Genomic DNA, 21369 nt, shown 5'->3' with positions numbered 1-21369 from the left:
AGGCTGCGGTGCGCGGCCGACGTTGGCGTAGTGGGGCAACGGTAGGAACAGGCAGTAGAAAGGCAGTGTGGAGCGGCAGCTATGGTATTGCTCAATGTGCTTGATGTGCTCATGATGATTGTCGGCGGCGTCGGCATTATGTACCAAGCGTTGTGCGTGGTGGTGTCATTGGTGGCCAAGCCGGTGACGTTCCCGGACGCGCCGATGGACAAACGGTATGCCGTGCTGATTTCGGCGCGTAATGAGTCGCAGGTTATCGGCAATCTACTGCGGTGTTTACGCGAGCAAACGTATCCGAGCGAGCTCGTCGACGTGTGGGTGGTTGCCGACAACTGCACCGACAATACGGCCGATGTGGTGCGCAAATTAGGAGGCCACGTATTGGAGCGCTTCAATCAGGAGCAGGTGGGCAAAGGATATGCGTTGAGCTATTTGCTGGATTACATGAACGACACCGGTGCCAGCGAACGCTATGACGCGTTTTTTGTGTTCGACGCGGACAACAAGCTTGATCCGCACTATATCGAAGAGATGAACAAGGCGTTCCAGTCGGGCTATCGTATTTTGACCAGCTACCGTAATTCCGTGAATTTGGCGGATAACTGGGTGTCGTCTGGTTCGGCATTGTGGTTCATCCGTGAGTCGAGGTTCCTGAGTGCCTCGCGCATGTGGCTGGGCAACAGCTGCCATGTTGGCGGTACGGGGTTTATGTTCTCGTATGATGTGATGCGCCGCAATAATGGGTGGAAATTCCACTTGTTGACCGAGGATTTGGAATTCACGATGGACTCGCTGCTGCACGGCGACCGTATTGGTTATTGCGGTACGGCAATTCTGTATGATGAGCAGCCGGTGACGTTCAAGCAAAGCTGGCGTCAGCGTCTGCGTTGGAGCAAAGGCTTTTTGCAGGTATTCCGCTATTACGGCGGCGAATTGGTACGTCATGCGGTGCGTGAGCGTGATTTCTCCGCAGTGGATTTCACGTTGCTGCTGTGCCCGTTTACCGTATTGACCATTGCCAGGGTGTCGTTGGGAATGCTGTTCGCCCTGTTTGGTTTCGTGACGTGGGAGAGCCAGTTGTCGGCGGTGAGCAATTGGGGCATCGGCATTGTGATGAGTGTGGTGATTATGATGGTGCTGGCGGCATTGACCATTATTGTGGAGCGGGACCGCATTGGTGCGAGCAATAAGGAATTGTTTGCGTATGTCTTGAGCTTCCCGATTTACATGTTGAGCTATGTGCCGATTTCCTTCCAGGCGATTTTCGCTAAGGCAGAATGGAAACCCATCGTGCATAAGGGATAGCACGGCATCGCCAAGCGCGATAACAAACAAGCCCCGCACTGAGTGGTGCGGGGCTTTGTGTTGTGCGCGAGACAGGATTCGAACCTGCGACCTGCTGATCCGTAGTCAGCTGCTCTAATCCGCTGGGCTACTCGCGCAAGCTGCCGTGAAGCAACTCGAACACGATATATCACATTCCCGTGATGTGCAACCGTGGACGTTTCATAGCGTGTCGTTGAAGCGAGATCGTCGATGAGAGGAAACTTACGTGGCGGAGGAATGCCGGGATGGCGGACAGGAAAGTCGCCATGGGGGGGACGGAAGGCAAATGGTCGAGCAAATCCTGCCTCACTAAGGTTTCCCAAACGCGCTAAAAATATCAAAAAAGGAAAAATCTACCCTCAAAAAAATATCAGAGGTTATTCATAGAAGTTCGCCAATAAAACAGTGCTGACAAGTTTGTCTTGTGGGCGACGAGCTTGCCTCGTAATCCGTCGGCACTGTAAATCACGTGCCGGGAACGCTGATATGGCTGAATATTAGATTGCGCGTAGAGATTTTCAGATAATGGCGCAGCCGCAATTGCTGATGGGATACCAAGGAGATACACGCATGATGACACGGCATCGGTCATTGGTGGTCTCAGGAAATTGCTTTTTTGATCGTTTTTCCGTATGCATCGCTGAGAGGTTCGTAAACATCAGGCAACGACGAATACGGAATTTTTTGCAATTTTCCTGAACATATACGGAGCCATGCCGGCATATGGGGAGCTCGTATATGCAGATGCCAAGTTTTCGGATGCCAAGTTTGGTGTGTCCCTCAGGTCCACCTGGCCGGGGCATGTGCTTTGAGGGCGGTGATTGCCGTTTCCCGGCCGCCGACGAGTCCCTGAACCAGCCGAATGGATTCCTGTGTCACAGAGATATTGTTATTGAAACCACGCATTGAACTTGTTCAGGGCGCTCTATCCAAGAAGGTTGGGTACGTCTATGCCGTATGTGGAGCTATGTTAGCATTGGGGAGGGTAATGGGAGCATAGGAGTGGTCAGCGGCATGGAAGCCGCCTAGGGCATCGAGTTGCAGAAAGGATGTTTCGATGACGGTATTCATTATTGCAGTACTTGTTCTCTTGGTGTTGGTATTGGTAGGTGGTGTGTTCGTTGTGCCGCAGCAACAAGCGTACATCATCGAACGCTTGGCAAATTCCACGGTGTGCGATTCGCCGGCATCCACCTGCGGATTCCGCTGGTGGACCGTATCGCCATGAAAACCAACATGCGTGTGGCCGAATTGAAGGTGGAGCTGGAAACGAAAACACTGGACAACGTGTTCGTAACCGTGGTGGCCTCTACCCAGTTTCGCGTGAACTCCGATAATGTGGCGACCGCGTATTATGAGCTGCGCGATCCTGCCGGACAGCTGCGTTCTTACATGGAGGATGCCTTGCGATCGGCCATTCCGGCGCTGACGTTGGATGATGCCTTTGCCCGCAAGGACGATGTGGCCGCCGATGTCCAGCAAACCGTGGGCAATGAGATGGCCCGATTCGGGTTTAGCGTGGTGAAGACCCTGATTACCGCCATTGACCCCAGCGTTCAGGTAAAGAACGCCATGGATTCCATCAATGCCGCGCAGCGTGAGAAGGAAGCCACGCGCCAGCGTGCCGAAGCCATGCGCATTCAGATCGAAACGCAGGCGGCGGCCGAAGCGGAGAAAAACCGGTTGCAGGGCGAGGGGCAGGCGAATTATCGGCGCGAAATCGCCAACGGCATTGTTGACCAGATCAAGAGCCTGCAGGCCGTGGGTATGGATATCAATGACGTCAACAATGTGGTGCTCTTCAACCAGTATCTTGATGTGCTGCGCTCACTGTGCGAATCAAGCAATGCGAAAACCGTGCTCTTGCCGGCATCCACGCCGGGAGGTTATCAAGACCTGTACGAGCAGATGACCAAGGCTATGGTATCCGCGCAGGAAACGGCGGACGAGTAAGGACATGGTTCCTGCATGGCAGGTGCCTTGTTATGCCTTGTTATGTAACCGTGCTGCGGAGTTGGTGTTGGGCCTGCGCATGACCGTTCACTGGCGTAGGGGCTCATCGTCCTCCCATGAGTGCGGTGTGTCGGGGGCGTGCCAGACGGTACGCCCCTCTTTGATGGTGGCCAGCACGCGAAGATCGCGCAGACAGCAGGGGTCTGCGGGATCTAGTGATGCCGTAAGCGGATTGGCTGCCAGCACGGCCATATCTGCAAGTTTGCCTACGGAGAGGCTGCCTTTGCGCCGTTCCTCGCCATATTGATAGGCGGCGTCGAGCGTAATGGCCCGCAAGCCTTGTGCGACGTCCACCCGTTGGGCGACGTCCAGCTGTACACCGGACTTGCTAATGCGGGCTGCCGCACACCATACGGCTTCCAGAAGATTGGGGCGGATTACCGGCGAATCCGTGTGGAAGGTCACCGGCAGTCCCGCATCCAGTGCGTCGCGCACGGGGCTGATGCGCATGGCACGTTCGCGTCCCATATTCTCGATGTGCGTATCCGCCCAATACCAGGTATGCCCGGTGAAGAACGATGGCATCATCCCCAGCGAGCGCATTCGGGTGAATTGGTCACGCCGGGCGAACTGTGCGTGAATCATAACCGGGCGCAGCCGATACGTGTCCGTGTGCGGCGACTGTGACAACGACTGCGCCATCACATCCATGAACGCATCGCCGGCAGCGTCGCCATTGCAGTGGCATAACACCTGTCGTCCTTGAAGGACGGCTGCGTCGGTAAACTCTTGGACTTGGTGAAGATCTACCGTGGCATGTCCGCAATAGTGCTCGCCTTCGTCGCCTGGCAGATACGGTGCGGACAGCCACGCGGTACGTGCCTGGGGCGAACCATCCATAAAGATTTTGACGCCGCCGAAGCGCAGGTGTCCGTGATAATCAACGGTATCGAACTGGGTATGCTCGCGGAATATGGCTTCTGTATCCTCGCCAAACATAGGGTAGGACACCACATCCAGTGCGAATGATCCGGCATCAGCTGCTTTGGCGAACAAGGCGGCGTCATGCGCCGTGCTCGCGCCATCCTGTACGGTGGTAATGCCTTGTTCGGCATATACCGATTGCATGGCGGGTAACAGGGCTCCGGCATCGCGATGGCTATGCGCTTGGATATACGTGAATATAGGCTGCATGGCCACAGGTTCGATGCATCGGCCATCCGGATTGCCATGGTCGTCGCGCTCATACCGGCCGCCGGTCGGGTCGGACGTATCCGCATCGATATGCACGGCGGCAAGCATACGCGAATTGCACGAAAGATTGTGTCCGGACACATGATTGACCACTACAGGGCGCACCGTGCTCACCGTATCCAATTCGGCGCGTAGCGGCATGCGGCGCTCGCGTAGTATCGTGTGGTCGCAGCCCACGGCGATCAATGGTTCGTCGGGATTTATGGTTCCGCGCCGCCGCTCGTCCTCTCGGGCAAATGTGCGCAAGGCTCTCAGTATATCGTCGATGCAGGTGGCTTGACTGACGTCAGCGGCGGTGAAGTACTGTGAGGCTCCTGAAAAATGCGAATGCGGATCGATGAATCCGGGCAGTATCGTTGCGCCTTGCATGTCGATATCGCGCACAGGCAGGGCATCTGGCTGTGTCTGCCGCAGATGTTGCGCGTAGGCGAACGCGTCCTCGTATGAGCCGGTGTAGGCAATGATGCCGTGGTCGTCGACCAGCAGGGCATCGAATGATGTGCCGTCCATGGGCACGAAGGTGGCATGATGATAGAGCTTCATGGGAACCAGCCTTTCAATATGGTTCCCATTGTAGGAAAGTGACAGGGTGTGCGCCCACGGCAAAGCGGACGCACGCTGGTGATGTTAGGAGTCGAGGAAGGTTTCGATGGCGCTGGCCGCCGCGTAGCCCTTGCGATACATGAGTTCTAAGCCTTCGAAGCTCTTGCTTAGCGTGGACAGGCCACACAGATCGTCGGGGGCGAGAATCAGCACGCGGCCTTGCTGCTCGTACTGTTTGGCGAGCGCGACTTCGTCGTTATAGGTGCGGTAGCGGTTCAGCAAACGTTCCGCTGCCGCCGGGTAGGAGCGGCGCAATATGCGGGCGGGGGCAACGTCCTTGCGTTGCTCGCGCAGCACGTCTTTCAATCGGGTCAGCACCACTACCACGCGCTCGTAGCCGTCGTCCAGCGCGCGCTGTACCGGCACCGGGTCGACAATGCCTCCGTCATAATAGGGAATATCGTCGATGGTGTAAGGTTCGCAAGCCACCGGCACGGCGGAGGAGGCTTTCATGATGTTGAAATCGTCGTAATGCACATTGGATTTATCGAAGTATCGGGCCGAGCCGTCCAACGCATTGCACGCCACTACCGTAAAGCCGGTGGGATTGGCGGCGAACGCCTCGTAGTCCACGGGATATTCGCCGTCATGGTTGCTCAATGTGCCATACACGTAGTCCAGATTGGCGAAATTATGGTTGCGGATGAAGCTTTCCACGCTGGCGTATTCCTTACGGAAGGCGTACTGCGTGTAGAAGGTGTGGTTGCGTCCCGGCTGGTTGGCGATGAAGGACACCATATTGGCGCTGCCGGCGGAAACGCCATAGCAATGGTCGAAACCAATGCCTTCATCGAGACAGAAATCCATGACACCGGCACCGAAAATCGCCCGGAATCCGCCGCCAACATCAATCAACGCCGTGCGTGCCATGTGTATGCCCCCTTATGTGGTGAACGTATGCCGATGATGGCACAGCTTACGCCTGTTGAGTGGACATTGGATCCTCGGCGTGCAGCAAATGGTCGGCAAGCCGGGCAATCCACTCGTCGTTACTGGAATTCATCAGCGTCACCGATCCGGGAGCATCCTGTGGGGCGAGCGCGCCCAGCGATTCCAACACCACCTGTACGTGGCGTACGGTACCGGCGTTGCCATCGATAATGGCGACATGATCGGCGAATAATTCACGGAATGCGGGACGGTAGAACACGAAATGCGTGCACCCCAGCACCACCGAGTCGATGTCACGCATGTCATAGCCGTCGAAGTAACGGTGCAAGGTATCCATGACTGTCGCATGTTCGTTGAGCTGACCATGCTCAACGATGGACACCAAATCCGGGCACGGTTGCGGATACATGGTGTGGTCGGCGGTGAAGCGATCCATCAGCGCCGCAAATTTACGCTCGCGTAAGGTCAGCGGAGTGGCGGCGATAATAATGTGCTGGCGGCGGCCATGCCCCCGGTCGCATGCCACTTTCAATGCCGGTTCCATGCCAATGATGGGAATGCCATAGTGTTCGCGCAGCTCGTTCACTGCGGCCGATGTGGCGGTGTTGCAGGCAATCACCACGGCTTTGACGCCTTGTTTGACCAAGCGTTCCACGATGGCGAAGGAGAGGTCGCGCACTTCGTCCGGCGTGCGGATGCCATACGGGGCGTTCGCCGAGTCACCTATGTACAGGATGCGCTCATGCGGCAGTTGCCGACGCAGTTCGCGTACGACGGAAATGCCCCCCAGACCGGAGTCGAACACGCCGATGGGTGCGGTGGATGCCATGAAAACCTCCCGTAGACAGTGGTCTATGCCTGGTGTATAGCCTAGCGCGCGCTGGAGTCATGATGGCTGCGGTGCCCTTGGGGTGTTCGGTGTGCTGGTGCGTTGTCGGCCGGTGGAAGTCGGTTGACGGATGCCACAGTCCCTTATGCTTGACACGCATGTCGGACGTGTTGCCGCAGGGCGTGCGCAAACACGATAGGCTGTCGGGTATGAGTATTCCCCACGTGGTGAGCAAGGCCCACGCCACCGGCAATGATTTTGTGATGTACGTCGATCCCGAAGGCAGTTACGAGCCGACGCCGCAGGAGATTCGCGCCCTATGCGACCGGCATCGCGGAGTAGGAGCGGATGGGTTGATTCGCCTGACGCGACCCGAATATGCGGCGGATGTCGCACCCGACATGGCGCGGGCGCTGCACGAGCAGGGCGCAGCATGGTTTATGGACTATCGCAACGCGGACGGCAGTCTGGCGCAGATGTGCGGCAATGGTACGCGCGCCACCGCGCTGATGGCGCAACATGCCGGTCACATGCCGGTCGAAGCAACGCAGCCGTGGGCCTTGGGCACACGGGCTGGGGTGAAATGGCTGACCTCACTGGGTGCGGTGGAGCCGTACGGCGACCATGTGTTCCAAGTGCATATGGGGCCGTGGCGTATGGGCGAGGAGTCGGCTCACCGCGTGATGGTCACTGGCGCTTGCGAGTCATTGGAAGGCACTTACGTGGATATGGGGAATCCGCATGTGGTGGCTGTGTTGCCCGAAGCAAGCGAGACGGTGGTGGACTCCTTGGATTTGACGGCCGCACCGGTGGTGACGCCTGGCTTGGCGGAGGGGCAAAACGTGGAGTTTACTTGCGTGACGCGAGGTGGTCTTGGAGTTGGCGCTGATGTCAGGGCTGCCGGTGTGGTTGGACAGGCGCGGTCCGTTGCCGGAGTAGGCCGAGCGGTGATGCGAGTGTATGAGCGTGGCTGTGGAGAGACGCTGTCCTGCGGCACTGGCCTGTGCGCCACAGCGGTAATGCTGCGGCAGCGCTACGGTATGACGTCGTGGGATATTCAGGTGCGCGGCGGCGTGCTGCGCGTGGATGTCGCCGACGATGACATCGCCCTGACCGGAGATGCCGTGTTGGTGGGTGACGTAACGCTCAATCCGGCCATGTTCCGCAGGAACTAAGGCGAAGCGGGAATGGAGCCCGTCAGACATTAGGCGTTAAGGCATGGAGGTTGGCCGCGCCTTAGCCAAACAGGGCGTCGCCGTACATGACGACCAGTGTGGTGGCAATTGCCACGATCCACACCACGTCGACCATCAGGTCAATATGCAGACGATAATAGCGGCGCAATCCTGCCGCCTTGCCGGGCAGGCCTTGCACGGTGACGGTGGCGTGCGACACCGCCATGAACTGCACGGTGGTGGCGATCATCAGCCCCAGGCACCACGGGCACAAGGCGTGGATGACGAACAGGGATTGCGAGGACAGCCAATAGGAGTAAACCAGCGCGGCCAGCGAGCCGAACCATGTGCAGGCGGCGAACCAGCGGGGCACGCGCACCTTGGCCAGTCCTATGACGGCGATGGTGACGAATACCGATTCGGCGGCGATGCCGAAGAAAGCGTTGGGATAGCTCAATCCGCCGATATGTACCAACTCAGCTTGCCAGGATTGCGCCACGGTGGAGCAGGAGAGTGTGCCGTTGATATCGCATCCTAATGGCGCGTTAGGATGACGGGCAAGCTGCAGGGTTTCCGCCGATAGCACGAGTGAAATGATCAGCGCGGCTGCCGAAGTCACCAGCATGACCAGATAAGTCCACATCGCGCCATGACGCCAATGGGTGAGCGCTGGCTCGTCGATGTCGGGTGCGTCGAGCAATCGAGCGTCTTCGGTGGTGGCAAGCTGTTCCATGGAAAAGGCCCTTTCGTTGATGAAGACCTGCGTCCGTGACTGCCGTCATCGTCGGACGTGTGCCTTGCCGGTTGTGCAAAGATGACACCGGCGTGCTTTCAGCTTACGATAGTTCCATGACGCATCATGACCAGAGCAGTGACGCTCCCGGGCAGGGCTGGGATATCCACTGTCATACCGTGTTTTCCGATGGTACCTGCACGCCACGTGAATTGGTGTGCCAAGCGAAGCGACTCGGTCTGCATGGCGTGGCCATCACCGATCATGACACCACGGCTGGTTGGGAACAGGCTGCAGAAGCGGCGCGCGAGTTGGGAATGCCCTTGCTGCGGGGTACGGAAATCACTGCCGATGCCGATGGCATATCCGTACACCTGTTGGCATTGCAATATCGGCCGGACGAACCGCATATGATGGCGTTGTTTGCCGCCACCCGCGAGCAACGGCTGGTACGCGCACGGCGGATGGTCGAGGCTATTGCCCGTGATTATCCGATTGATTGGCAGTTGGTGTTGGCGCAAGTCAAAGAGGGGGAGCATACGACGGTGGGACGTCCCCATATCGCCGATGCGCTGGTGGCAGCCGGTGTGTATCCCGATCGATCGAGTGCGTTTCGCGGCATTGTCAGCTCCACCAGTCCGTACTATCTGCCGACGCCATCGCCCGAAGTCCATGATGTGGTGTGTGCCGTGCGTGAGGCCGGCGGCGTAAGTGTCATCGCGCATGCCGCCGATCCTTCGCGCAACCGGCGCATATTGGACGATGCTACGATTGCCGCGCTGGCCGATGATGGCTTGGATGGTTTGGAAGTGTGGCATCGAGGCAATCCCCCACGCCAGCGTAAGCGGCTGTTGGCATTAGCCGGTCGGCATGGTTTGCTGGTGACCGGTGGTTCTGATTGGCATGGTGCCGGCAAGCCCAACGAGCTGGGCGAATACGTTACCGACGATGATACGGTGGCGTGCATTATCGAACGAGGGGCGATTACTGCGGTACAGCCGGACGGCACGTTGGGTTTGTGACGCGCAGGTTGTTGTACGAGAAACATATACTGAACCCGCCGATACGGCGTGTTATACGAACCGTATCGGCGGGTTTGATGACATACCTTCGAGGCTGGTTTATGCGAGGTTGCCGAAACCAACCGTGTGCTTCGGCTGCGAACCGATGATGGCGTATCCGAGTGCCCCTGCCGGCACGATGATATGACGGCCCTTGTCGTCTTGCAGATTAATGCCCTGGCCGTTGGCTACCGCGGCGTTGATGGCCTGGCTGACCTCGTCCACGGTGGCGTCGGTGGAGAACGTCACCGTGCGCTCCACGTTGCGAATGCCCAATTCGATATCCATAATGTGTCCTTTCCGAAAAATAATTTCATGGTAACGGTGTGGGGAAATTGCCCGATACCCGCATGTACGGTATGGTGCCGCAGTGTTAGTGGCTTACGCTTGAGGCGAACCATTATCTCCATGGGTCTTCGTGTTGGCTGCACGTAAGCTTTCCGTATGGCTTTGCAGATCCGCTTGGGCATCGCGCATAGCTCGCTCCTCGCGTTCCAGCAACGGAATCAGCATGGTCGGCTCATTGCCCGGCACCACATCTTTCGCCGTGTCGGGGATCATGGGAGATGATGAGGCATCCATAGCGTGCGCTGGAAGAGCAGCGCTGCTGGATGACGGGACGCCAGATGCCGGGGAAGTGGTTAACACGATGGTTTGGGACGTACCAGTAGTCGTCTGCTGGGAGACCTGGACGGCTGGCGTCGCGGCATCATTCGTGCCGTCGCCATCCATCGTGGCATCAACCAACGCGGCTGCTACCGCTGCGGCGGCCACCGATGACGACGTGGAATCGCTGGTCATCTCCTGTGCGGCAACGGCGTGCATGCGCCCCGACGCGGTGCGATCGGCCAACGCTTGCTGCGAACGTGCGCGCGAATCGGCGGTTGCGTCGGCGGCATCCGCGGCGGCAATGCGCGACGAGCCGGTTTTATCGGATTCTCCCGTCGCATCATCCGCAGCGGCTTCCTGACGGCGCTCGCCATCACGCAACAGCGTGCCCACGGTAATGGTGCTGGGGGACTGGCCAGCCGGTTTCGACGATGTGCCCGTCGCCACGGCAAGCTGATGTGCCAAGCGTTCCACCTGTGCGCGGAATTGCGTGATTTTGGTGGAATCGGCATGATTCATCGCATCAATAAACTCGCGTACCTGTTCCATTTGCAGCCATAAATTGGCACGGAGCATAATCAAATCGTCCAAACGCGAGCCAAGCATACGCCCATAGGCTGCCAACACGGCGTTGCGATGGGTTTCGTCAAGTTTGGCAAAAATCCACGCCAAATCACACGCTGGGTCATTTACCCGAATGGACTGCCAGCGGTTGATGGCCGTGATGGTCGAACCGGAAAACAGCACGTCGCCGTCGGCAAAACCGCCATGCACCGGGCATGTGGTGAACGACCACAAACCATCGGTTTCGATAATGCGCGCCCAACTCGTCGTGATTTCCTGCGGTACATGACCTGCCTGGCGTAGACGCTTGATCCACGCGGTGAGCTGCGCGCGAATCTGACCGGTGGTGTACACCGGATACTTCGCCTCCTCAAGGAAATTCGGGCGCAAACGGTGAATCGCTCCAATTGCCGTGCCGATGCTCGCGCAGTCGTCAATGGTCAACAATTCCAATGGTCGTGGCTCACCCTCGTAATGTACCGTCACGACCACAGTGGTATCTGCGGTGGGGCTGCCGTCTCCCGCCGGACAGTACGCCACCATGCGGTCCAGGCCGAAACTCAGCCCGCCGGGCTCTCTCGCCTGCTCCACCATGCGGGCGGCGCGCACACGTTCGCGTAATTCGCACTTGCCGGCCTCGGTGCTCGATGCAAATACGTCAAACAGTTTGCCAGTGGCATCCTGCACCACGGCATGGTCGATGCCCAGCGTCGCATTCGATTGGCCGTCAGCCTGCAAAGAGCGCACGCCCGCCACGGCAACATTGGGCATGGCCGCCGACGTGAGGGCCGCCAACATAAATCTGTTTCGTTGAGTCACACCTCCACACTAATACAAAGAGACGGTAAAGCCACGCGCAACACCAAAAGTTGTCGCAATACCACACCGATGTTCGCTGTCATGGTGTGTTGCGCGACGCAATGCGGCGCATCGCGCGGCACATGCGTGCATTGGGCGAGGCATTTGCCACAATGGCATTATGGAAACATCGGCGGAATCGATATTGGACGGGTTGGATGACAGCCAGCGGCTGGCCGCCACCTCCATACACGGCGCCGTTCGTATTATTGCCGGCGCGGGAGCTGGCAAAACACGCACCATTACCCGCCGTATCGCCTATGCGTGCGCACGCGGGCAGTGGGAGCCGCAGCGCACGTTGGCCGTGACGTTTTCGGTGAAAGCCGCCGCGGAAATGCGCCAGCGTCTTGCCGGATTGGGTGTCGACGGCGTGCAGGCTTGCACGTTCCACTCCGCGGCATTACGCCAGCTGCGCCACGTATGGCCGGAATTGTGCGACGCACCGTTTCCACACATCACCAACCAGGCGGATGCCATCATGGGCAACGCCCTACGCCGTGTGTTCGGCAGAGTGGACACCGATCAGGCGGGCGTTCGCCTGCTGCGGGCAGAAGTGGACTGGGCCAAAGTATCGCTGGTGGCGGCGCAGGATTATCCGCGGGTATGCGCCGCGTTGCATCGCACGCCGCCAGCCGGATTGCAGCCCGAACAGTTCGCCGACGTGTACGACATGTTCGATACGGAAAAAACATCGCGCGGCGAAATGGATTTCAACGATATTTTGCTCATGATGTGCCATGTGCTCGACCAAAACGGCGACGAAGCGCAACGTATCCGCGCCGGCATCGGCTGGCTGACAGTGGACGAATATCAGGACGTCTCGCCGTTGCAGCATCGACTCATGCGGCTATGGCTTGGCGACAACCGCGAAGTATGCGTGGTGGGCGATCCCGCGCAGACCATCTACTCGTTCGCAGGAGCCAGCAGCTACGAACTCTTGCACTTCGCCGAAGAATTCGCCCCCCTCAGCACCGACATTCATCTTGACACCGACTACCGCTCCACCGGGCACGTGGTGGGCGCCGCCAACGCCGTGCTACGCAAATCACCGTACCGCGACGATTACCTGGTGCTGCGTTCGGCGCGGTCGCAAGGCGCTCGCGTGCAGCGCACCGCGTATGCCACGGATGAGCAGGAGGTGCGCGAGGTGGCGCGGCAATTGGTGTCGCTGCGTCAACGGGGTGTGGCGTTGCGTGATTGCGCGGTGTTGACTCGGTTGAATGCCCAGCATGGCATGGTGCGTGCGGCATTGCGCGAAGTGGGGTTGGCCAGTACGGTGCGTGCCGGCGCTGGATTGGAGCAGTCATTCCTGGAATCCGAGGCGGAGGGCGGCATGGCGAGCGATACGGTGGTTGAGGCCGCGCAGCGCGTGCAATCGGCGATGCGCGGAGATGATGAGCGTGGCGTGATGATTTCCACCATTCACGCCTCCAAGGGCTTGGAGTTCAAGCATGTCTTTCTTATCGGCTGTTGCGAGGGTTTGCTGCCGTATGGCGGCGGCGAGGACGAGCGGCATGTGGAGGAGGAACGGCGGTTGATGTACGTGGGCATCACCCGCGCCGAAGACACGCTGCACTTGTCGTATGCGCTGACCAAGGATGGTGTGGGGCGCGAACGCGAGCCAAGCCGGTTCCTGGTGTCCAGATAAGCCGCGCCGTGAGCTGTGTACGGCGTAGTGGACGCGTAGTCGCGCCGGCAAAGCCGCGACTCCCATACGGTGGCACACTGATGAGATGGCATGCTGATATGGCGGCGCACGCTGGCAAGCCCGCAACTCGGTACGGCAAACTCAATACGCCCGCTTGGGCCAAGAGAAGACTTGCGGGCCGTTATTGCCGCTTAGCGCCCCTTGCCGAACGCGCGGAGACGAATGCCGTTCCAGTCAGCGCTTACCGTCAGTGGCGTTGCGGCGTTCATGCCAACGGTTTTCGCCACGGACTGCACGGTGCTCGAACTTGGTGCGCCAGGACGTCCCGGCTTGGGCGTCAACACCCACAGCGGGCCGTCGTCGCCAATCACCGCATAGGCTTGCACGATGGTATCGGAGAGCTCGTCCTCGTCGTCGCCGTCACGCCACCAAATAATGATGCCGTCTACAGCGGAATCGTAGTCTTCGTCGACCAGATCCTCATTGGTGAGGTTTTCAATGTTGGCGCGGATGGAGTCATCCACGTCGTCATCCCACAGCCACTCCTGGATGATATCTCCATCGTGGAAACCGAATTCTTCCGCGTTCTGCGATGCCGTTTGATTCACGGTTTTCAATATAGCAACTTCCGCCGAAGTCCTGTGGTGACACACCGCAGATAAGGATAACTTCCGGTTTTCTGCGCCACTATGTGAGATGGAACATGTCAGATAGTGCAATGAGGCAGAGCATTGCCCTCGCCTTTGCCGATGGACACCAGCGCCTGATAGGCATCGTCCAAGGTGGCAACCCGCACATCGCGCAAACCTTGCGGCACATGGCCCACGACTTCGTCGCAATTGCTGGCCGGCGCGAGGAACCATGTGGCGCCATCGCGCTGGGCGGCAATCATCTTCAAACGAATGCCGCCGATAGCACCAACCTTGCCGTTGTTCGACATCGTGCCCGTACCGGCGATGGTGTGTCCGCCGGTTTCATCTTCGGCGGTGAGCTTATCAAGCACGCCCAGTGAGTACATCATGCCAGCGGAAGGGCCGCCAATATCGTTGATATGCATGGATACCTTGATATTGCTCGTATCTATGCCAAGATGGGTGCGAGCATACCGCAGTGCCGCAACCGAAGACGAATCCTGCGACGATGTCATTTCCTGCGTGGTTTCCTGCTGATACTCCTGCACGGTTTGCCCCGGTGGAATCACCGCCTCCACCGGCAGTGCCGACGCCCAGCGCACAAACCAGCTGCCCAACGCAGCCGCCGTAGGCGTGGCATATCCCGGAATCCCCGTCGTCACCACAGTAAGCATCAGTAACTTGCCTGAATCGTCATGCGTGGGTGCTCCGGTAATGCTGATAATCGGCGTGCCCTCATCGTTGCCCAGCACATTGCGGGTCACTCCAGGCATCTCGATGGCGTATGGGCTAGGGGCGATCAGCAGGATAAGTGCCAGCATCACGGCACATGCACCGGCTTTGCGCCGCAGAATATAAGACAGGCTGCGTTGGGGGCGGCGGCACCCTACGCCGTGGGCGTGAACATGAGTTCGAGCGTGCATAATAGGCATAACACCCATACTATGGTAGATAGGACTTTTTCACACGTATCTGAGGAGCGACATGGACGAGAACGCTTTCCGCCAATGGTTGCAGGAATGTTTCGGACCGCTTCAGGGGCAATTGGCATGGGAGCAGCTGCAGCGGCTGCCTGAAGAGCTGCGAGAGCAGATGATGAACCAAACTGTCGATAAACTGCCCGACCCCAAAGAAGTGCAATCGCTGATGCAAGCGTTTGCCAACGGCGGATTGAACACGCCCGACGACATGCAGCGTGCTGTCGAAGAAGGGCCTATCAACGTCAAACTCGCCAAATCGCTAGCGTTAGGGCAGGCTGGCGGTACCGGGTCGGACACGTTGGTTAACGCCGAAGACGGCGATATGGTGCGTCGCGTTTCGAGCGAAGTGAACCTGTGGTTGGACACGGCGTGCGAATGTGACCCTGTGGAAGGGCAGATGGAAGCACTCACCCGGTCGGGGTGGGTGGAATCGAGCTTGGAAGCGTGGACCAAATTCGCCGCTCCGGTGGCGCAATCCATGAATGATGCATTGGGCAACGTGCTGGCCGAACGATTGGGTGATGACTTCGGTGGGGAAGTCGAAGGCATGTTCGCCGGGCCGATTCCCATTCCGATTCCCGAAGGCATGAAGGACCCGCGCCAGCTGATGCGTTTGGTGGCCAACACCTCGTTCGCTATGCAATTGGGGCGGGCTGCGGGCAATCTGTCGCACGAAGTGTTCGGCGGATACGACCAAGGCGTGTCGCTGTTGAACAACCCTGCAGGTGGCATCGTGGTGCAAAATGTGCGCGAATACGCGAACGAGCTTGATTTGCCCGTTGAGGAAGTCATGCAATTCCTGGCGTTGCGCGAAGCCGCCCATGCGCGACTGTTCGCCACGGTGTCATGGCTGATGCCGCGTTTTGAAGCGTTGATTGGCAAATACGCTCGCGGTGTGGATATTGATCTCGACGCGATGGCGGAGCAGCTGCGCGATGCCGAAGCCCTGGACCCCGAATCCATGGCGGGTGTGGTGAACATTTCCAACGTTGGCATTGCCGATACACCGGAACAGCGTGAGGCACTGGCTAGTTTGGAAACCTTGCTGGCTTTGGTGGAAGGCTGGGTGGATTGCGTGACCTGGCGTGCGGGCATGGCGCATGTGCCGCATATCGAGCAGTTGCGTGAGATGATGCGTCGACGGCGTGCGGTGGGCGGTCCTGCCGAGCGCACGTTTGAAAGTTTGCTGGGTATGCAGTTGCGTCCCCGGCGTATGCGTGAGGCGGCCGTATTGTGGGAGCGGTTGGCGGCAAGCGAAGGTGTATCCGGGCGCGACGCGCATTGGAACCATCCTGATTTGTTGCCGGTGCTGCCTGATGCGTCCGCGGCCGAGCGTGGTGCGGATGGCGCGGATGAATCGGCGGGAAATGCCGGCTTGGTGGGCGGCACGACGGATGCTGGTGCTGCGGATGCTGGTGCGAGCATGTCAACCATCGACTGGGATTCGGAGTTGAGCAAGCTGCTGGACGCCCAAGAGAGCGATGCGGTTGGCGGAGATGGTGATGGTGATGCGGCCGGAGAAGATGCGGCGGCGCAGAATGCCAGCGAAGTGTCTGACAACGGCGCGACGACTGATGGTGCCAGTGGTGACGCTGGTGATGATGCCAATGGTGAGGTCGATGGTGAGGCGGATGGTGAATCGCATTCGGCGGATGGCAAGTAATCCGCACGCCGGTTGGTGAGGCGTCATAATGGAGTGGGCCCCTGCCGTGTATGACGGCAGTGGCCCCCGTTGAGAAGATGGGGGATTTGTGTGAGAGGGGTGGTGGCTAGTCGATGGGGCGGTACTGACCTGGTTGCGCGAATACGTGCTGTTGGGGTCGCTGACCAAAGGTGGGTAATCCTTGATATTTGAGTGGGTAATCCTTGGTATTGGAGGCATTGCCACCGACATAGCTCGCTCCGCGGTCGGATCCAGATGTGCTTCGATGGCGTATCGAGCTGGAGCCAGACGTATCGTAGCTCTTGGGGGAGTTGGCCTTGGCCTGCGCCTAAGCGTCGGCAGCGGTCCGTGCGACTTTTGGTCGGCTTTGGCGTCCATGGAAGCTTGCACGGCGGCGGCCGCGCCATCCAGTTGCTTGGCCTTGGCGGTGTAGTCGTCCGGGTCGTCCGAAGCGAGCTTGTTCGCCTTGTCGATTGGTGCCTGCAATGTGGTGCAGGTGTTCGTCCGCGACCTTGCCGTTCGAGTCGTTGAGCCTCGCGGTGGCGTTGTCCATCGACGTCTTGAGCGAGGCCTTCGCGTCCGCCAGCAGTTTCGCCGCATGCGACTCGTTCGCCTTGCTCACTGCCTTGCGCAGGGTTTTGGCGGCCTTTGCGGCCTTGGTTTCGAGCGTACGGGTGACGGGATGCGGCCGTCTTCAGCGCGTCCAGGGACGCCGGGCATTGGGTCGGCTGCGCGGGCGTGACGGATGCGGCCGTTTTTCAGCGGGTCGAGCGTCGCGGTTGCCGTCTCGCGCACGAATGGTGTGTGTTTTCGGTATCGGGGCGGGCGTGGAACTGTGCATATGCCGTACCCGTAATCGGAAGGTGTGTGTTTTCCACACCGGAAGAGGCCGGTTTGGATCTGTAGGAGTGGTGTAAACACACACTTTCAGTCGTGGGGTGTCGTAAACACGAGCAAACCAGTCACTATTGATGGTGTAAACACGCACTTTCGGTCTTGGGATTGCCGTCGAAGCCATAAACACACACTTTGCCCCGTCGAGGGCAGGTGTCCCGGAAGTCGGGGAAGACATCGGAGCAGCGAACATGGACTATCGGTGTAAAGCTGGGGTTTTGTTGTGGTTGTTGGGTTTTGTGGGTGTGTGGTGTTGGACTATCGGTGTAATTGGTGGTGGGTTGTTGGGGTTTGTTGGCTTGGTTTGTGGTTGTTGGGGGTCGTTGGTGCCGCGAACATGGACTATCGGTGTAATGGGCGAGTGTCCATAGATTTTTGAGCGCATGTTGAGCGCGAAAAACCCAGTGCAATCCGATACCATTCGATACAACTCACCATCGTTGGTTGAGTGGCATCAAGCCCTACTGTCGATTGGAGAAATAGAGGAATTGCAAGCATCCGCAAAAAGGTACGAAAAGTGGGCGATGAGGGACTCGAACCCCCGACATCCACCGTGTAAAGGTGGCGCTCTAACCAACTGAGCTAATCGCCCGCAACCGACCACTGTACAGCACGTTGGGGCAGTTCGTCCATAACGGCGATTGGGCGTGTCATCGTATGTGTCATTGTGCATGACGATGGGGAGGATGCGTGGAACTTGACAAGTTTCGGCGCTTCTTCCGCGTGGAGTCGCCTCAATCACGTAAGGTGGAGAAAGCATTATATCCGTCAGGAGGTCATAGGAATGGCACAGGAACCGGAAACCGGGCGAAGCGCAGCCGGTATCGCGCGCGCTGGCAAACGCAAGTGGGGATACGACCCCGTGCAGGTCGATGCGTTTCTGGAGCGGGCTCACGCGTTGTATGAAGCTGACGACATGCAGCTGACGCAACAGGATATTCAGAATGTGTCATTCGACCAATGCAAGGACGGTTACGTCATTGCCCAGGTCGACGCCGCCCTGGCTCGACTGGAGCGTGCGGTGGTGGACAAGCAGACGGAATGGGAAATCGCCAAGTTCGGGCGTATTGCGTGGAAGGCGCAGAGCGAGGATTTGTACCGCCAGCTGGCGCGTCACGCGGGTCGCCAGCCGCGTGAGCGTTTCCAGGCGGGAGAGTCGAAGTCTCCGTCCTATGACCGCAAACAGGTGGATCGTGTGGTCGACCAGGCGTTGGATAAGGTTGCCGCCGAACTTGGTATTGATGGCATGACGTTGGAGGACGTGCGCAATCTGTCGTTGGTGGATTCGTCATGGGTGTCCAACACGATTTTCACGCAGCGTCGTGGCAAGCGAGGCTATGACGAGCGTCAGGTTGATTTCTTCCTCAATTCGTGCGTGCGGCTGTTGAGTCGTTTGGAATCTTACGCGCGCGTAGCTGATTATGTGGGCGGGCAGAATGAACCTGCCGTGGAGCAGGCGGCGCCGGTAGCGGCAGAACCGGTGACGTCGTTGTTTGATGAGCACACCGCGTATCGTCAGCAACCGCAACAGCCGGTGGCGGAAAGTGAGCCTATGGCCGCGCCGCGCAGTGACGAAAGTTTTGATGCGGTACACCGTGCCGAACAGGCTATTTTCACACCGGCTTCCGCGAGCAATACGACGGAATCGGGTGAGCGGCTGTGGCAGTCTCCTACGGTGATGACGACTGAACCGCAGTCGTTCGCGCCGCAGACGCCGGTATCGGACGCTGCGCCGCAGGATGCCGGCTCCAGTATTGGTTCGCGTGAGTCTGCGGGTAATTCCGCATTGGCCGCGTTGGCGCATGTGGCTGGCGCGAGTGAGCAGGCTGCCGCTGGCGTGGCCTCCGCAGTCTCCATCGGCGAGGCTGCTGGCGTAGCTGGTGGCATGGTTGCAAGCGTTGCCGATAGTGCGGCGGATTCGGCTGCTGGAGCGACTGCGGCTGCGGCTTCGACGGCTGCGTCTGATTCAGCGGCTTACGCGATGTCGTCGTTAAGCGCGTTGGCGGCGTCGGTGCATCATGATGAGGCGGTAACTGCGGCGAGCGAAGTCCCTGCGGGCACGCAGACCGAACGTATGGTGCTGCCGTTTGCCCAGCAGTCCGCGACGCCGGGTGCTGATATGGGCGAGTCCTCGTTGCCTCCTTCGGTACAACCGGTGGTCGAGTCGCAGCCTGCAGGCGAAGCGTTGGCTGATGCTGCGGCTGCGATGTTCGCCACACAGCCGGTGACGTCCCCATTTGCTAGCGCACCGGTGCATGCCACTGAAACCTCGGCGCCTGAAGCTAACGAGTCGAAGCAGGACGAAGTGCCACAGCAGGATATGGCATTCCCGGATATGGATCAGCCGGTGTCTTCTGGATTCACGTTCGATATTCCTGATTTGTCGTTCCCTTCGCTGGGTGAGGACCCTCAGGAGGATTCGTCGGCACAATGAGCGCGGCAGTGCAGGAGCAATCGTCGCCATTGTCGGTGGCGATTCTAGGGTCGACCGGTTCGATTGGTACGCAAGCGCTTGACGTTATCAACCGACATCGTGACCGTTTTACGGTATCGGTGTTGGTGGCGGGCGGCCATCAGCTTGATCTGCTGGTGCGGCAGGCAGTGCGTTATGCCGTGCCGTGGGTGGTCGTGCATGATGAGACTCGTGTCGCCGCGTTGCGTGAGGCGTTGAATGATGCCGGCGTCGGACATATTCGTGTGGATGGCGGACGTCGGGCCGTGTTGGAGGCAGCAGGATGCGGTGCAGATGTGGTGCTGAACGGCATCACCGGGTCGATTGGTTTGGAGCCTTCGATCGCTGCCTTGCGTGCGGGGTCACAGCTGGCATTGGCGAATAAGGAATCCGTGGTGGCTGGCGGCCATTTGCTGTTCGATGCCCAGGTGCGTGCGGAGCAGATCAATCCGGTGGATTCCGAACATTCCGCCATTTGGCAGTCGCTGCGTTCGGGTGCGCATGGCGAGGTGGCTCGTTTGGTGGTCACCGCTTCGGGCGGGCCATTCCGTGGTTGGTCGCGCGATCGTATGCGCGGCATCACCCCCGAACAGGCGTTGCATCATCCCACATGGCAGATGGGGCCGGTGGTGACGATCAATTCCTCCACACTGATGAACAAAGGTTTGGAAGTCATTGAGGCGAGCCGCTTGTTCGCCATGCCACCGGAACGTATCGCTGTGACCGTGCACCCGCAGTCGGTAGTGCATTCCATGGTGGAATTCTGCGATGGCGCGACCATTGCGCAGGCTTCTCCGCCCGATATGCGGTTGCCGATAGCCTTGGGATTGTCCGCGCCGTGCCGTTTGTCGGATGTGACCGTGCCGTGTGATTGGACAACGGCGGCACAATGGACGTTCGAACCGTTGGATGATGAAGCCTTCCCGGCGGTGTCGTTGGCGCGTGAGTGCATTGCCGCGTCGGAAAAGCATACCGCGGTGTTGAATGCGGCGAATGAGCAGGCTGTGCAGGCATTTCTGGAGCATCGGCTGCCGTATCTCGGCATTGTCGATACAGTACGTGAGGTAATCGAGCGGATGGATGCCGATTTGCGTGGCGAGCCGTTCTTCGCGTCCGTGGAGGAAGTGAATCAAGTCGAACGTGACGCTCGCCGCGTTGCAGACAATCTGATAAACCAGCAACGGTAAGTGTTCGGTGTTGCCGGCGTGCGGGGTGTGGGCCTGGTGCGCTGCCGACTGATAACT

General features: G+C 58.9%; 16 protein-coding genes, 2 tRNA genes and 1 pseudogene. 8 read left to right on the top strand and 11 right to left on the bottom strand.

The features are described from left to right. The first annotated feature begins 81 nt into the window (after nucleotides 1-81). On the top strand, nucleotides 82-1305 hold the full coding sequence (locus tag AC1AWK_RS05750; RefSeq protein ID WP_476568892.1) for a glycosyltransferase family 2 protein: 1224 nt from the start codon (nucleotides 82-84) through the stop codon (nucleotides 1303-1305). A 63-nt stretch (nucleotides 1306-1368) separates the two neighbouring features. Here AC1AWK_RS05750 and AC1AWK_RS05745 read toward each other — a convergent pair. Continuing rightward, a tRNA-Arg gene (locus AC1AWK_RS05745) sits at nucleotides 1369-1442 on the bottom strand. Between the two features lie 941 nt (nucleotides 1443-2383). On the opposite strand from AC1AWK_RS05745, the pseudogene AC1AWK_RS05740 reads away from it, so the two are divergent. Beyond that, nucleotides 2384-3279: pseudogene (locus AC1AWK_RS05740) on the top strand (SPFH domain-containing protein). Nucleotides 3280-3366: 87 nt separating this feature from the next. On the opposite strand, the gene AC1AWK_RS05735 reads toward AC1AWK_RS05740, so the two are convergent. The 3 genes from AC1AWK_RS05735 to murI all read right to left on the bottom strand — a co-directional run bounded on the left by AC1AWK_RS05735 (nucleotide 3367) and on the right by murI (nucleotide 6856). Beyond that, the gene (locus tag AC1AWK_RS05735; protein WP_476568890.1) at nucleotides 3367-5076 is read right to left on the bottom strand and encodes an amidohydrolase; all 1710 of its coding nucleotides are present in this window, start codon (nucleotides 5074-5076) and stop codon (nucleotides 3367-3369) included. A gap of 84 nt (nucleotides 5077-5160) precedes the next feature. After that, complete coding sequence (locus tag AC1AWK_RS05730; RefSeq protein ID WP_476568888.1) at nucleotides 5161-6006, bottom strand: patatin-like phospholipase family protein; 846 nt, start codon at nucleotides 6004-6006, stop codon at nucleotides 5161-5163. Between the two features lie 46 nt (nucleotides 6007-6052). After that, nucleotides 6053-6856 carry a glutamate racemase gene (gene murI / locus AC1AWK_RS05725; RefSeq protein ID WP_476568886.1) on the bottom strand — a complete coding sequence of 268 codons (804 nt, stop codon included), beginning with the start codon at nucleotides 6854-6856 and terminating at the stop codon, nucleotides 6053-6055. A 209-nt stretch (nucleotides 6857-7065) separates the two neighbouring features. Here murI and AC1AWK_RS05720 point away from each other — a divergent pair, with 209 nt between their 5' ends. After that, nucleotides 7066-8031: a diaminopimelate epimerase gene (locus tag AC1AWK_RS05720; protein ID WP_476569649.1), complete on the top strand. Its 966-nt coding sequence runs from the start codon at nucleotides 7066-7068 to the stop codon at nucleotides 8029-8031. 61 nt (nucleotides 8032-8092) lie between these two features. Here AC1AWK_RS05720 and AC1AWK_RS05715 read toward each other — a convergent pair whose 3' ends face one another. Then, entirely contained in the window at nucleotides 8093-8674 is a 582-nt protein-coding gene (locus AC1AWK_RS05715; protein ID WP_476569647.1) for a vitamin K epoxide reductase family protein, read from the bottom strand. A gap of 206 nt (nucleotides 8675-8880) precedes the next feature. Here AC1AWK_RS05715 and AC1AWK_RS05710 point away from each other — a divergent pair, with 206 nt between their 5' ends. After that, the gene (locus AC1AWK_RS05710) at nucleotides 8881-9786 is read left to right on the top strand and encodes a PHP domain-containing protein (protein WP_476568884.1); all 906 of its coding nucleotides are present in this window, start codon (nucleotides 8881-8883) and stop codon (nucleotides 9784-9786) included. 99 nt (nucleotides 9787-9885) lie between these two features. Here AC1AWK_RS05710 and AC1AWK_RS05705 read toward each other — a convergent pair whose 3' ends face one another. After that, nucleotides 9886-10113: a DUF3107 domain-containing protein gene (locus AC1AWK_RS05705; RefSeq protein WP_476568882.1), complete on the bottom strand. Its 228-nt coding sequence runs from the start codon at nucleotides 10111-10113 to the stop codon at nucleotides 9886-9888. 93 nt (nucleotides 10114-10206) lie between these two features. After that, the gene (locus AC1AWK_RS05700; RefSeq protein WP_476568880.1) at nucleotides 10207-11817 is read right to left on the bottom strand and encodes a phosphotransferase; all 1611 of its coding nucleotides are present in this window, start codon (nucleotides 11815-11817) and stop codon (nucleotides 10207-10209) included. Between the two features lie 160 nt (nucleotides 11818-11977). Here AC1AWK_RS05700 and AC1AWK_RS05695 point away from each other — a divergent pair, with 160 nt between their 5' ends. After that, entirely contained in the window at nucleotides 11978-13504 is a 1527-nt protein-coding gene (locus AC1AWK_RS05695) for an ATP-dependent helicase (protein ID WP_476568878.1), read from the top strand. A 191-nt stretch (nucleotides 13505-13695) separates the two neighbouring features. Here AC1AWK_RS05695 and AC1AWK_RS05690 read toward each other — a convergent pair whose 3' ends face one another. Together AC1AWK_RS05690 and AC1AWK_RS05685 are read right to left on the bottom strand one after the other, a co-directional pair. Continuing rightward, complete coding sequence (locus AC1AWK_RS05690) at nucleotides 13696-14112, bottom strand: DUF3052 domain-containing protein (RefSeq protein WP_476568876.1); 417 nt, start codon at nucleotides 14110-14112, stop codon at nucleotides 13696-13698. A 98-nt stretch (nucleotides 14113-14210) separates the two neighbouring features. Continuing rightward, on the bottom strand, nucleotides 14211-14957 hold the full coding sequence (locus AC1AWK_RS05685; RefSeq protein WP_476568874.1) for a YlbL family protein: 747 nt from the start codon (nucleotides 14955-14957) through the stop codon (nucleotides 14211-14213). 163 nt (nucleotides 14958-15120) lie between these two features. Here AC1AWK_RS05685 and AC1AWK_RS05680 point away from each other — a divergent pair, with 163 nt between their 5' ends. Then, nucleotides 15121-16779 (top strand): zinc-dependent metalloprotease, encoded by a 1659-nt coding sequence (locus AC1AWK_RS05680; protein WP_476568872.1) that lies wholly within the window; start codon nucleotides 15121-15123, stop codon nucleotides 16777-16779. Between the two features lie 328 nt (nucleotides 16780-17107). Here the strand turns inward: AC1AWK_RS05680 and AC1AWK_RS05675 are convergent, their stop codons facing one another. Further along, the gene (locus AC1AWK_RS05675; protein WP_476568870.1) at nucleotides 17108-17401 is read right to left on the bottom strand and encodes a hypothetical protein; all 294 of its coding nucleotides are present in this window, start codon (nucleotides 17399-17401) and stop codon (nucleotides 17108-17110) included. 790 nt (nucleotides 17402-18191) lie between these two features. Then, nucleotides 18192-18265, bottom strand: a tRNA-Val gene (locus tag AC1AWK_RS05670). A 192-nt stretch (nucleotides 18266-18457) separates the two neighbouring features. On the opposite strand from AC1AWK_RS05670, the gene AC1AWK_RS05665 reads away from it, so the two are divergent. Beyond that, nucleotides 18458-20107, top strand: coding sequence for a DivIVA domain-containing protein (locus AC1AWK_RS05665; protein WP_476568868.1), 1650 nt, complete (start codon nucleotides 18458-18460; stop codon nucleotides 20105-20107). Next, nucleotides 20104-21312: a 1-deoxy-D-xylulose-5-phosphate reductoisomerase gene (dxr, locus tag AC1AWK_RS05660; protein ID WP_476568866.1), complete on the top strand. Its 1209-nt coding sequence runs from the start codon at nucleotides 20104-20106 to the stop codon at nucleotides 21310-21312. The genes AC1AWK_RS05665 and dxr overlap by 4 nt, the downstream gene beginning before the upstream one ends. Nucleotides 21313-21369: the final 57 nt, after the last annotated feature.

It is taken from the genome of Bifidobacterium sp. LH_491 (assembly GCF_056356495.1).
Note: the sequence above shows the minus strand (reverse complement) of the source record. Positions and strands in the feature narration are given on the sequence as shown.

Coding starts and splice junctions, on each gene's coding strand:
- AC1AWK_RS05720 (WP_476569649.1), top strand. CDS start 7,066: ATGAGTATTCCCCACGTGGTGAGCAAGGCCCACGCCACCGGCAATGAT.
- AC1AWK_RS05695 (WP_476568878.1), top strand. CDS start 11,978: ATGGAAACATCGGCGGAATCGATATTGGACGGGTTGGATGACAGCCAG.
- murI (WP_476568886.1), bottom strand. CDS start 6,856: ATGGCATCCACCGCACCCATCGGCGTGTTCGACTCCGGTCTGGGGGGC.
- AC1AWK_RS05730 (WP_476568888.1), bottom strand. CDS start 6,006: ATGGCACGCACGGCGTTGATTGATGTTGGCGGCGGATTCCGGGCGATT.
- AC1AWK_RS05685 (WP_476568874.1), bottom strand. CDS start 14,957: ATGCTGGCACTTATCCTGCTGATCGCCCCTAGCCCATACGCCATCGAG.
- AC1AWK_RS05735 (WP_476568890.1), bottom strand. CDS start 5,076: ATGAAGCTCTATCATCATGCCACCTTCGTGCCCATGGACGGCACATCA.
- AC1AWK_RS05665 (WP_476568868.1), top strand. CDS start 18,458: ATGGCACAGGAACCGGAAACCGGGCGAAGCGCAGCCGGTATCGCGCGC.
- AC1AWK_RS05750 (WP_476568892.1), top strand. CDS start 82: ATGGTATTGCTCAATGTGCTTGATGTGCTCATGATGATTGTCGGCGGC.
- AC1AWK_RS05680 (WP_476568872.1), top strand. CDS start 15,121: ATGGACGAGAACGCTTTCCGCCAATGGTTGCAGGAATGTTTCGGACCG.
- AC1AWK_RS05715 (WP_476569647.1), bottom strand. CDS start 8,674: ATGTGGACTTATCTGGTCATGCTGGTGACTTCGGCAGCCGCGCTGATC.
- AC1AWK_RS05705 (WP_476568882.1), bottom strand. CDS start 10,113: ATGGATATCGAATTGGGCATTCGCAACGTGGAGCGCACGGTGACGTTC.
- dxr (WP_476568866.1), top strand. CDS start 20,104: ATGAGCGCGGCAGTGCAGGAGCAATCGTCGCCATTGTCGGTGGCGATT.
- AC1AWK_RS05710 (WP_476568884.1), top strand. CDS start 8,881: ATGACGCATCATGACCAGAGCAGTGACGCTCCCGGGCAGGGCTGGGAT.